Consider the following 11,315-nt stretch of genomic DNA (forward strand, 5'->3'; position numbering starts at 1 on the left):
GCTCGCGCACGCACAGGCTACTGCTGGACCACGCCGCCCCACACCATCTCGGCCCCGGTGTGCCCGGTCTGGAACAGCCACCAGGCCGCCAGGCCCAGCAGCGCCAGGGCGATCAGGCCGATGACGAACATGATGACCTTGCGCCCGCCCGCGGCCGGGTCGTCCGAGCCCGAGGCGGTCTCGCCGTCCTCCGACGGGGCGGGCTTCGGGGCGTCCCCGTTGCGCAGCAGCGCGGCGCGGCGCCCGCGGTCCAGGCCCGCGAACAGGAACCACACGGGGATGAGCGCGAGGAGCGTCCACAGGAGCCAGTAGGCGTTGTCGTGGTGCTGCTGCACCTCGTCGGGCCACTTGCCCGCACCGTACGTGAAGTCGGCGAACTGCTGTCCGGTGAGGATCGAGCCGTACACGGTCGCGGGCGCGACGAACACGAGGATCGCCGCGGCCCAGCCGACGCGCTGGCGCAGCGGCGGGATAAGCAGGTATGCGGCGCCGAGGAGCACGAGCAGCGCCACGAAGATGATCGGCGCGTGCACCGCCAGGGGGTGCAGGGGCAGGTCGAGAATCGTCGTCATGGGTTCATTGAACCCTAAAGTGATCACCAACCGGTAGCGCCGGCTGAACTTTCGAAGTGGGCGGCGTAGCTCATGACGGCGTCGGCGATGAGTTGGACGGCGATCGCGGCCAGGAGGACGCCGGCGATGCGGGTGAGGACCTCGATGCCGCCGCGGCGGAGGATCTTCACGAGGACGCCGGAGAAGCGCATCACCAGGTAGATGAGGAAGTGGATCACGATGATGGCCAGGGCGATCCACAGGTAGTCGGTGCTCGATGGCGCCTGCTGCACGAACAGGATGACCGCGACGATCGCGCCGGGGCCCGCCAGGAGCGGGGTGCCGAGCGGGACGAGGGCGATGTTCGAGGTGGCGGCCTCGTTCGGGTCGTCGGCCTTCCCGGTGAGGAGCTGGAGGGCGACGAGGAGCAGCAGGAGCCCGCCCGCGCCCTGGAGCGCGGCGAGGTCGATGTGGAGGTAGCTGATGATCTGCTGCCCGAGCAGCGCGAACAGCGAGATCACCCCGAGCGACAGCAGTGTCGCCTGGAGTGCCGCCCGGTTGCGCTGCCGCTTGTCCATGGTCCCCGTGAGGGCCAGGTAGATCGGCACGATCCCGGGCGGGTCCATGATGACGAAGAGGGTCACCATGACGGTCAGCAAGTATTCGAGTCCACCCACGCAGCGAGTATGGCAAGTCCGCCGGGTCACGGCCGCGGATTCCGACCCTTGTGTTACGTGGGGCTCAGCCCCGGGTCACTCCGACCGGACGTAGTCCATGACCGGGAACACCGCGCCCGAGGGCGGGGTGAGCAGCGACATGACCGGGGTCTCGCCGGTGTAGTCGACCATCATCCAGGTGGCGTCGCCCGGGTCGTACGAGATCTCCCACCGGTTGTACGGGTCCGCGAACAGCATGCTGGAGGTGTAGAACTGGTCCTGGTAGTCCCCCAGGTCGACGCTGTCCATGGGGAAGTACACCTCGCCGCCGACGCGGTCCACCGTGTCGGTGACGGTCGCAAGCGCGCCGTCGGTCCCGGCGGTCGCCACGAGGTCGTCCTTCATCCGCTCCGTCTCGAACGGCCCGCACTCCTCGCCTTCGCGGGCGACGCCGCCGAAGGCGTCGAGGTCCGCGACGCACACGTAACCGGTGTTGCTGGAGTCGATGACGGCGACGGACTCGAACCCGGCCGCGGCGACCGAGGCGAGGTTCCAGTCGTTCTGGTCGTTGAAGTAGTAGGTGCTCTCGGAGCCGCCGGTGGTGGACCACACGTCGGCGGTGAACACCGCGGTCGAGGAGTCCCAGTTCACCAGGGTCAGGTCGTAGCTGACCGAGAACGTGGTCGCGTCGGCGACCGCGGCGAGGGTGACGTCGTTGAGCGCGTAGGACTCCTCGGTCATCTCCGCGTTCGGGGTGACCATCGCGTACTCGGTGGCCGGGATGTTGACGGTGCCGTACGTCTCCGGCGCGGGCGAGGCGAAGGACGCGCTCATGGAGCCGTCGAGGCTGTAGAGGTCCGTCTTGTCCCGGTCGGGGTCCTGGAGGACGTACGCGTCCTGGAGGCGCAGCACGCTCTCGGGCTCGTCCGCGCCGACGGGGATGGTCTTGCCGTCCTCGTTGACGATCGCGTAGCCGTCGTCGTCCTCGACGAGGAACTCCATGCCGAGGTCGCTGCGGACCTCTTCGGTGCTGGAGGAGTCGGCCGCGATGGTGCCCTGGTCCTGCATGTCCATGAGCGGCTGGAACGCGAACACGCCCGCGCCGAGGACGAGGAGGCCCGCGCCGCCCGCGGCCGCGCCGACGCGGCGGCGGCGCCGGATGCGGTGGGCCCCGGCTATGGCGAGGTCGGCCAGGGCCGGGTCCTCGACCGCCCTGGGCGCGCGCTCGGCCTGCTCGGCCAGCCCGCTGCGCAGGAGGGCCTCGATGTCCCCGTTCACGCCGCCTCCCTCGGTTCCATGGCCACGCCGAGCGCGGCGGCGGGCGTGCCGAGGCGCTTGCGCATGCCCGCGAGGGCCCGGGACGCCTGGCTCTTGACGGTGCCGATCGAGATGCCGAGGATCTCGGCGATCTGGGCGTCGGAGCGGTTCTCGTAGTAGCGGAGGACGAGGACCGCGCGCTGGCGCTTGGGGAGGGCGGCGATGTGGCGCCACATGGCGTCGCGGACGGCGCCGTGCTCGGTGAAGTCGCGGGAGAGGTCGGCCCGGTCCTCGAACACCTCGGTGGGCTTCTCGCGGTTGGAGCGCTTGCGCCACCAGGAGGCGTTGGTGTTGTAGAGGATGCGGCGGGCGTAGGCGTCGACCGAATCAGTCGTCCTGATCCGGCTCCACGCCAGGTAGGTCTTCGTCAACGTCGTCTGCACCAGGTCCTCCGCTGTCGCCCAGTTCCCCGTGAGGAGATACGCCGCACGGTGCAGCGCGGCCGAGCGCGCCGCCACGTACTCGCGGAACTCCTCGTCCTGAGACGATTTGACCTCGCTCACGCGTCTCCCTGGGGGGGTCGAACAACAGACGACGTACCCCCGGTGGAAAGTTGCCCCGCAGGGCGGAATTCTGCCAAAAGATGGGTGTCATCGGCAACCGAGGGTTGGTACGAAAGCGAGTATACGAAGTAGGTGCCAAGGGCCGCCTCCCGGATTCATGCCACGAGTCCCCCGTCATGCCGTGACGCGGAACGCCCGCTGGCGGGTGCCGGCGGGCGTGCTCGTGATCGGTGTCGGGGGGCGGTCAGGTGCCGTCGCCGCTCTTGCTGGGGACGGCGGCCTCCTCTTCGGGGATGAGGTCCTCCTCGGGCTCGGCCATGCGCTCGTCGACCGCTTCGGGCTCGTACATCTCCTCGCACATCTGGAGGTAGAGCTCGTTGGGGTTCGGCAGGTGCGGGACGTTTCGCAGCGCCTGGTCCTGGCCCGCGGACTCGATGATGAACTCGCCGTAGTTGAGCATGCGGCCCATCGGCGTCTGCGAGTACTTCATGTCGGTGACGCGCCCGAGCGGCATCATGGCGACCGAGCGGGTGATGACCCCCTGGATCAGCATGATCCGCTTGTTGGTGAGGATGAACCGGTCCATGTACCAGTCGAGGATCTTCCAGCCGACGAAGCCGAGGATCAGCAGCCACACGATGACGGTGACGGACAGGGCGGTGTCGCGGTTCGCGTTGTCCCACTTCGTGAGCATGCCGGAGGCGAGGCCCATGATGAAGGTCGAGAGGGTGCCGATGACGTACCAGGGCATGAGGTGGACCCAGTGGCGGCGCCACTCGCCGCGGTACTTCTCGGTGGGGAACAGGTAGCGCGCCGAGATCGGCGACGGGACGTCGGGGACGGCCGGGGCGCGCACGCCGGAGAGCAGCCCCCCTGCGGGGCTGTCGTCGAAGCGGACGCCGTCGATGTCGGCGGCCGCGGTGGCGGGGGCGCCGGGCGAGACGCCCGGAGGGAACTGGAACTCGCGCGTGGGGGACTCGGCTCCCGGGGCGGGGCCGTCGGAGGGGGCGCGGGGACTGGGGGGTTCCAGCGGCTCGGTGTCCTTCATGTCCCCCGAGCCGCCTGCACCGGAATCGGTCATGGCGTCGCCGTGATCAGGTCACGAGGTTCGTGAAGAACGCTGCGAAGCCGTTGGCGGCATCGAGGATGCCTCCCGCGAGTGATCCGACGACACCGCTGGCTTCGTCCGGCCTGAAGGCTACAAAGAACACCAGGAACGCAAGTCCGCCCCAGGTCAGAATCTTCTTCAACATCCTCACCCCTCCCGTCAAAGGGTCCTGGCCGATCGTTCGTCTGGCGCAGGCTGGCACGAGTCTACCGTACGAGCATGACTCGGCTTTCAGTTTTCTGATGGGCCCGGACGGTGTGAGCCGAGGGGCCGATCGACGGGCTACAGCGTAACAACATCGTTCCACTTTTGCCCGACTCCGCCTATCTACCAGCGGAATAACCTATTCGGTTGTGCCACGGGCGAGCTTACCCCAAGTCACGTTCAGTTGGCTCAATGTAGGCGCATCGCCCCCGTGAACCCCAGGGAAGCGTCAGGTATCCGACACTGCTCCTTGCAGATGCACCTTCATGAGCGCTGCTCGAACACGTGTTCCCTCACCCACGCGTGCATGGCGATCCCGCTCGCGACGCCCGCGTTGATCGAGCGCGTCGATCCGAACTGGGTGATCGAGCAGACCATCGCGCAGGCGTCGCGGACCGGTTCGGACAGTCCCGGGCCCTCCTGACCGAACACGAGGACCGCGTTGCGCGGCAAGGAGGCCGTTTCGATGGGGACGGAGCCGGGGAGGTTGTCGACGCCCACGACCGCGAGGCCCTCCGCGGCGGCCCAGGCGGTGAACTCCTCCACGGTGGCGTGGTGCTCGACGTGCTGGTACCGGTCGGTGACCATGGCGCCGCGGCGGTTCCAGCGGCGCTTGCCGACGATGTGGACGGTCTTCGCGAGAAATGCGTTCGCGTTGCGCACGACGGTGCCGATGTTGAAGTCGTGCTGCCAGTTCTCGATCGCCACGTGGAAGTCGTGGCGGCGGGCGTCGAGGTCGGCGACGATCGCCTCGCGGGTCCAGTACCGGTAGGCGTCGACCACGTTCCGGCGGTCGCCGCCGCGCAGCAGCTCCGGGTCGTACCGGTCGCCTTCGGGGAGCGGCCCCTCCCAGGGCCCGACCCCGACCTCCATCGCGTCCTCATCAGTCACGCGGACCATTGGAGCACAGCGCCCGCGGGGGCGCCGGGGAGCGGAGGGCATAGCGCCGCCCCGGCGGCTACGGGGGAAACCGACCGGGGCGACACGAAACATACTAACGACCGCACGTCTGCGACTGGGCACACACCCAATTGAATTCCCTTGCCGCAGAAGGAAATCGGGTTACCAGTGACCCCACGTCACTCCGATTTCCACTCGTCTCAGACGTGCGGGAGCGGGCGGGCTCACGAGGGCAGGAACCAGCGCAGCGCATCGGGGTTGGCGAGCGCGTCGCGGGCGACGGCCTCCTCGGGCCTGACGCCTTTGAGGATCTTCTTCACCGGCACCTCCACCTTCTTCCCGCTGAGCGTGCGCGGGACCTCGGGGACCTGCCGCACCTCGTCGGGGACGTGCCGCGGCGACAGCTGCTCGCGCAGGGCCGCGGTGATCCGGCGGCGCAGGTCGTCGTCCAGCTCCACGCCGTCCTTGAGTGCCACGTAGAGCAGGAGCCGGTCCCGGTCGTCGTCGTCGAGGTGGACCACGAGGGAGTCGGCGACGCCGTCCACGGCCTCCACGACCGCGTAGAACTCCGAGGTGCCCATGCGGACCCCGCCGCGGTTGAGCGTGGCGTCGCTGCGCCCGGAGATGACCGCGGAGCCGCGGTCGGTGATGGTGATCCAGTCGCCGTGGCGCCAGATCCCGGGGAAGTCGGTGAGGTAGGTGTCCCGGTAGCGGTGCTTGAGCGGGTCGCCCCACAGGCCCACGGGCATCGACGGCATCGGGGAGGCGATGACCAGCTCCCCTTCGCGCCCGATCCCGGGGTGGCCCTCGGGGTCGAAGGACTGCACGTCGGCGCCGAGGCACCGGCACGACAGCTCGCCGCGCCACACGGGCACCGTGGGCGCGCCGCCGATGAACCCGGTGCACAGGTCCGTGCCGCCGGAGAGGGACTGGAGCTGGGCCGTCGCGGAGACCGACTCGTACACGTAGTCGAAGCCGACCGCCGGGAGCGGGGCGCCCGTGGAGCCGATGCCCTTGAGGCGCGAGAGGTCGGCCTCTTCGGACGGTTTGACGCCGCGCGAGCGGCAGGCCATGAGGAACGGCGCGCTCGTGCCGAAGAACGTCGTCCCCGACTCCTCGGCGAGGCGCCACATCCCGGCCGGGTCCGGCATCCCGTCGAACAGGACGATCCCGGCGCCCACGATCGGCGCCGACACCAGGTAGTTCCACATCATCCACCCCGTGGTGGAGTACCAGAAGAACCGGTCGCCGGGGCCGAGGTCGTGGTGGAGCGAGTGCATCTTGGCGTGCTCGATCGCCATGCCGCCGTGCGAGTGGACGATCGCCTTCGGCAGGCCCGTCGTGCCCGAGGAGTACAGGATGTAGAGCGGGTGGTCGAACGTGAGCGGCTCGAACGCGACGCCCTCGTCGTAGGCGCAGAACCGGTCCCAGGTCTCGCCCTCGACGGCCGCGCCCGGGTTCAGGTACGGGAGGGTCACGACCGAGCCGAGCCCTTCGAGGCCGCGCACGACGCGGCGCACGTCCTCGGTCCGGTCCACCGACTTCGGCCCGTACTTGTACCCGTCGACGGCCACGAGGATCTTCGGCTCGATCTGCGCGAACCGGTCGAGCACGGCCTTCGCGCCGAACTCGGGGGCGCAGCTGGAGAACACCGCGCCGAGGCTCGCCGAGGCGAGCATGAGCGCGAACGTCTCCGGGATGTTCGGCATCCACGCCGCGACGCGGTCGCCGCGGCGCACCCCGTGGGCCACGAGCCCCGCGCGGGCGCGGGCCACGGCCTCGCGCAGGTCCGCGAGGGTCCACTCCACCGGCCCGCGCGTGTCGGAGTAGGCGCGCACGAGCACGTCGTCCTCGGCGACGCCGGGCGCCGTGAGCACCGCGCGCGCGTAGTTGAACGTCTCGTCGGGGAACCACACCGTGTCGGGCATGGCCTCGTCGGCCAGGACCCGGTGCTCGGGGACCGTGGAGCCGAGGCCGAAGTACTCCCACACCGCGCCCCAGAACGGGCGCAGGCGCTCGACCGAGTACTGCCACAGCGCGGGATAAGAGGTGAGGTCGCGCTCCTCCCGCCGCGACAGCCACTGGCCGAAGCGGCCGATGTTCGTCGTCTCCACCGCGTCAGGGCGCGGCAGCCACAAGACCTCGCTGGTCACGATCGCCTCCCGGTCTCCACAGCACTGTGGTCCACAGCACTATCGTGGCACGGCCCGGGCGCGGCGCCGCCTGCGGGGGATCGTTTGGGCGCTTTTGTCTAGCCGACCGGTTTCGCCTGGGACAGTTCGTCCTCGATGTACCGCTCGCGCGTCACGTACAGGCCCGTGGCGAACAGCAGCACGGCCAGGACCGACAGCAGCGTGAACGGCACGGTCCAGGAGAACGTGAGCCCGTAGACCCACCCGACCGCGAGCGGCCCCGACCCGGCCAGCAGGTACCCGCCCGACTGCGCGAACGACGACAGCGCGCTCGTCCCCGCGGGCGTGCGCGCCCGCAGCCCGAACAGGGTCAGGATCAGCGGGAACACCGAGGTCGCGACCCCGAACAGCGCCATCCACAGCCACGTCAGCGCCCCGCCGCCCCCGAGCCACAGGCCCGCGATCGCGGGCGGGTAGCAGGCCATGAGCACCAGGAACGTCGGCCGCGGACCCCACCGGACGGTGAGGATCGGCACGACCACCGACACGGGGATCTGCACGATCGTGAGCACCCCGAGCATCGACCCGGCCGCGGCCGCCGACATCCCGTCGGCCGCGAGGATCGTCGTCGTCCACCCCATGAGGATGTACGCGATCGCCGACTGGGCGCCGAACAGCAGCAGCATCATCCACGCCAGGCGCGAGCGGTGCGCCCCGGGCAGGTGCGACACCGGCGCCGTCCCCGGCGCGGCCGGGGCCGGGCGCCACAGCAGCCACGGCACGATCGCGATCACGGCCGGGAGCGCCCACGCGGCCAGCGCGAACCGCCAGTCCCCCGCCAGGTGCTCGATCGGGGCCGTGGAGGCGGCCGCGACGGCGGTGCCGACCGCGAGGGTCGTCGAGTACAGGGTGGTCATGACCCCGATGCGGTCGGGGAAGTACCGCTTGACGATCACCGGGATCGCCACGTTCCCTATCGCGCCCGCGGCGAGCGCGAACAGGCTGAACAGCAGGAACAGGGCCGTGTTGGGGGCGTAGGCGCGGGCGACGAGCCCGGCGCTCATCGCCAGGAGCGCGCCGGTGAGCAGCATCCGGGGGCCGAAGCGGCGGGCGAGGCGGGGCGCGAACGCGCCGAGCCCGGCGAACGCGAGGACCGGGAGGGTGGTGAGGAGGCCGGCGACGGTCTCGGACATGCCGAGGCCGCCGCGGACCTCGGCGAGGATCGCGCCGACGCTGGTGACGGCGGTGCGGAAGTTGAAGGCGGCGAGGACGACGCCGGCGACGAGCATCCAGCCCGCGGCGGCCACGACGCGGCCTGGCGGCGGGTCGGCGATCTCCGCGGCGGGCGGCGGGACGGGGTGCTCCAGGGCTGCGTGGTCTGGGGCGGTGTCGCTGTCGGGCGCGTCAGAGGGCGCGCTGGCAGTGGCATCGGTCGTCACGAGGACGTCTCCTTCCGAGGCCGGGGTGTTCGCGGCAGGTAGGTCGGGCGGTGCCGGCAATCGCTGTCCGCGCCCTCGGGAGGAGTGCCGGGGGATCGTGACTGAACCGATTCACGGCGAGCGGGCTGGGTCGCGGGCGGCCGGGATAGAATCGAGTCAATTCATGGGATGAATTGACGGCCTGTCAACGGTATCGCGACGGCTGTCTGCTTTAATCCTTCTAGTGTCAGGAAACACGCACACCCCCCATGGCGGGCCCCCCGCAAGCCATGGCCCCGATCCGGGAAGGTCAGGTCCGCCAGTGGCATTGCAGTCGACGCGCAAGTCCGCCCTCGTCGATCAGGTGATCGACCAGCTGCGGCAGCAGATCAGCGACGGCGAGTGGGGCCTCGGATCGCGCATCCCCACCGAGAGCGAGCTGGCCGAGCTCCTCGGCGTCGGCCGCAACACCATCCGCGAGGGCGTGCGTGCGCTCGCCCACGCCGGGCTGCTGGAGATCCGCCAGGGCGCCGGGACGTTCGTGGTCGGCCGCAGCGAGGTCACCGCCGCCGTGCGGCGCCGCATCGCCGCGAGCCCCGCGTCGGACGCCATGGAGGTCCGCCGCGGCCTGGAGGTCGAGGCCGCGCGTCTGGCCGCCCACCGCCGCGACGAAGCCGACATCACCCGCCTGCGCATCCTCCTCGCCGAGCGCGAGGCGACCCACGAGGTCGGCGACACCGAGTCGTTCGTGGCCGCGGACATCGCGCTGCACCAGGCCGTGGCCGAGGCGAGCCACAACAAGCTCCTCGCGGAGCTGTACTCCGAGCTGGCCGAGTCGCTGCGCGAGACCGTGCGCGCCGGACTGGGGCCGGTCCTCGCCGAGGAGCCGCACATAGACCACTCGGTGGCGATCGAGGCGATCATCGCCGGTGACGCCGACCTGGCCGCGGCCGAGACCGCCGCGTACCTGCGCCTGCTCGTCGACGACTGAACCGGGCGCCTCACAGCGTCCCTGCGAACCTCGGGAGCGCGGCGCCCCTAGAGATAGAGTCGGAAGCACCGCTCGTCCGAGCGGCACCGAGAGGAGTCCTCATGCGCCTGTCCGCCCGCGTCGACTACGCACTGCGCGCCGCCGTGGCCCTGGCCGGGTACGGGGACCGCTGGGTGTCGGCCGAGCAGATCGCCGAGGACCAGGCCATCCCCCGCAAGTTCCTGGAGTCGATCCTGCTCCAGCTGCGCCGCGGCGGCATCGCCGCCTCCAAGCGCGGCTCCGAGGGCGGGCACCAGCTCGCGCGGCCCGGCGACCAGATCAGCCTCGCCGACGTCATCCGCGCCGTCGACGGCCCCCTCGTGGGCGTCCGGGGCGAGCGCCCCGAGCAGGTCGCCTACAGCGGCACCGCGACGGCCCTGACGAACGTGTGGATCGCCCTGCGCGTCTCCGAGCGGAACATCCTCGAATCCGTGTCCCTCGCGTCGGTCGCCGGGGACGACCTCCCGACCTCGGTCACGAAGCTCCTCGAAGACCCGGACGCCTGGGTCATCCGCGACTGAACGCCCCCGGGCCGCCGGGCTCTGCCAGAATCGGCACGTGAGATTCCCTGACCTGGGCGCCTGGTGGGACCGGATCGTCGACGCCTCCCGCAGGCGGTCCAACCTGGTCGACCACGCCTGGCGCGCCGGCGAGCGGTACGGCGAGGTCCACTGCGGGCAGCTGGCGGCCGCGATCTCGTACTACGCGTTCTTCGCGGCGTTCTCGATGTCGCTGCTGGCGCTCGCGATCTTCGGGTACCTGCTGAACTTCCCCGACATCTACGACTCGGTCGAGAAGTGGCTGTCCACGAACCTGCCGGTGATCGACATCGGGGTCCTGGAGTCCTCCCGCAAGTCCGTGACGATCTTCGCGGCGGTGGCCCTGGTGGTGGCCGGGGTGGCGTGGGTGCAGTCGGTGCGGGCGGCGATCCGGATCGTGTGGGGCCTGGACGCGCAGCCGGGGAACCCGTTCCTGCGCTGGGCGATCGACCTGGGCATCCTCCTGGGGATCGCGGTGCTGCTGCTCATCACGATCGGCGCCACGGCGGGCGCGGAGTTCGTGATCGGGTGGCTCGACTGGGACGAGGTGACCGGGAACCTCGCGTGGCTGGTCCGCGCCGTCTCGGTGGTGGTGGGGCTGATTGCGAACGCGCTGCTGGCGGCGGTGCTGCTCCAGGCGCTCCCCCGCGTCGTGATGCTGCCGCGGCGGGTCGTGTGGGCCTCGCTCGCGGTGTCGATCGGCATGGAGCTGCTCAAGACCGCCGGGCGCATCTACGTGCTGCACGTCTCGGACCGCCCGGCCTACCAGGCGGTGACGACCGCGGTGGGCCTCCTGGTGTTCCTGTACCTGTTCAACGTGATGCTGCTGGCCGCCGCGTCGTGGACGGCGACCTCGCTGCGCGGCAAGGCGATCGACCTGTACGACCGGGAGTCGATCCCGAACGGGCACGGCCGCCTGTACAAGCCGCCGGGGGCGTTCTGACGGCCCGGACGCGA

12 protein-coding genes are annotated in these 11,315 nt (G+C 70.5%); 3 read left to right on the plus strand and 9 right to left on the minus strand.

Annotated elements, in window-relative coordinates:
• Nucleotides 1–17: 17 nt before the first annotated feature.
• The 9 genes from AB0A65_RS02455 to AB0A65_RS02495 all read right to left on the minus strand — a co-directional run bounded on the left by AB0A65_RS02455 (nucleotide 18) and on the right by AB0A65_RS02495 (nucleotide 8,810).
• Nucleotides 18–572 carry a hypothetical protein gene (locus tag AB0A65_RS02455; protein ID WP_359944979.1) on the minus strand — a complete coding sequence of 185 codons (555 nt, stop codon included), beginning with the start codon at nucleotides 570–572 and terminating at the stop codon, nucleotides 18–20.
• Nucleotides 573–595: 23 nt separating this feature from the next.
• Nucleotides 596–1,228, minus strand: a complete 633-nt coding sequence (locus AB0A65_RS02460; RefSeq protein ID WP_359944981.1) for a MarC family protein — start codon at nucleotides 1,226–1,228, stop codon at nucleotides 596–598.
• Between the two features lie 75 nt (nucleotides 1,229–1,303).
• Nucleotides 1,304–2,485, minus strand: coding sequence for a hypothetical protein (locus AB0A65_RS02465; protein ID WP_359944983.1), 1,182 nt, complete (start codon nucleotides 2,483–2,485; stop codon nucleotides 1,304–1,306).
• Nucleotides 2,482–3,027, minus strand: a complete 546-nt coding sequence (locus tag AB0A65_RS02470) for a SigE family RNA polymerase sigma factor (RefSeq protein WP_106363998.1) — start codon at nucleotides 3,025–3,027, stop codon at nucleotides 2,482–2,484. Before AB0A65_RS02470 ends, AB0A65_RS02465 begins: the two co-directional genes overlap by 4 nt.
• Nucleotides 3,028–3,271: 244 nt before the next feature.
• Nucleotides 3,272–4,108: a PH domain-containing protein gene (locus AB0A65_RS02475; protein ID WP_359944986.1), complete on the minus strand. Its 837-nt coding sequence runs from the start codon at nucleotides 4,106–4,108 to the stop codon at nucleotides 3,272–3,274.
• A 13-nt stretch (nucleotides 4,109–4,121) separates the two neighbouring features.
• Nucleotides 4,122–4,280: a hypothetical protein gene (locus AB0A65_RS02480; RefSeq protein WP_176953298.1), complete on the minus strand. Its 159-nt coding sequence runs from the start codon at nucleotides 4,278–4,280 to the stop codon at nucleotides 4,122–4,124.
• Between the two features lie 323 nt (nucleotides 4,281–4,603).
• A complete protein-coding gene (locus AB0A65_RS02485; RefSeq protein WP_359944989.1) occupies nucleotides 4,604–5,239 on the minus strand; it encodes an RNA methyltransferase in 636 nt (211 codons plus the stop codon).
• Between the two features lie 224 nt (nucleotides 5,240–5,463).
• Nucleotides 5,464–7,392 (minus strand): acetoacetate--CoA ligase, encoded by a 1,929-nt coding sequence (locus AB0A65_RS02490; RefSeq protein WP_359944992.1) that lies wholly within the window; start codon nucleotides 7,390–7,392, stop codon nucleotides 5,464–5,466.
• A gap of 98 nt (nucleotides 7,393–7,490) precedes the next feature.
• A complete protein-coding gene (locus tag AB0A65_RS02495; RefSeq protein WP_359944995.1) occupies nucleotides 7,491–8,810 on the minus strand; it encodes an MFS transporter in 1,320 nt (439 codons plus the stop codon).
• A gap of 301 nt (nucleotides 8,811–9,111) precedes the next feature.
• Here AB0A65_RS02495 and AB0A65_RS02500 point away from each other — a divergent pair, with 301 nt between their 5' ends.
• From AB0A65_RS02500 to AB0A65_RS02510, 3 genes are all read left to right on the plus strand, one after another.
• The gene (locus tag AB0A65_RS02500) at nucleotides 9,112–9,780 is read left to right on the plus strand and encodes a FadR/GntR family transcriptional regulator (RefSeq protein ID WP_359944998.1); all 669 of its coding nucleotides are present in this window, start codon (nucleotides 9,112–9,114) and stop codon (nucleotides 9,778–9,780) included.
• 101 nt (nucleotides 9,781–9,881) lie between these two features.
• Nucleotides 9,882–10,340, plus strand: a complete 459-nt coding sequence (locus AB0A65_RS02505) for an Rrf2 family transcriptional regulator (protein WP_359945001.1) — start codon at nucleotides 9,882–9,884, stop codon at nucleotides 10,338–10,340.
• 37 nt (nucleotides 10,341–10,377) lie between these two features.
• On the plus strand, nucleotides 10,378–11,301 hold the full coding sequence (locus AB0A65_RS02510) for a YihY/virulence factor BrkB family protein (RefSeq protein WP_359945004.1): 924 nt from the start codon (nucleotides 10,378–10,380) through the stop codon (nucleotides 11,299–11,301).
• Nucleotides 11,302–11,315 lie beyond the last annotated feature (14 nt).

This window comes from Glycomyces sp. NPDC047010, assembly GCF_040644205.1.
Taxonomy (GTDB): domain Bacteria; phylum Actinomycetota; class Actinomycetes; order Mycobacteriales; family Micromonosporaceae; genus Glycomyces.

Excerpts from the sequence above, each read along its gene's own strand:
- AB0A65_RS02455 (WP_359944979.1), bottom strand. The coding sequence starts at position 572 with ATGACGACGATTCTCGACCTGCCCCTGCACCCCCTGGCGGTGCACGCG.
- AB0A65_RS02475 (WP_359944986.1), bottom strand. The coding sequence starts at position 4,108 with ATGACCGATTCCGGTGCAGGCGGCTCGGGGGACATGAAGGACACCGAG.
- AB0A65_RS02480 (WP_176953298.1), bottom strand. The coding sequence starts at position 4,280 with ATGTTGAAGAAGATTCTGACCTGGGGCGGACTTGCGTTCCTGGTGTTC.
- AB0A65_RS02485 (WP_359944989.1), bottom strand. The coding sequence starts at position 5,239 with ATGGTCCGCGTGACTGATGAGGACGCGATGGAGGTCGGGGTCGGGCCC.
- AB0A65_RS02505 (WP_359945001.1), top strand. The coding sequence starts at position 9,882 with ATGCGCCTGTCCGCCCGCGTCGACTACGCACTGCGCGCCGCCGTGGCC.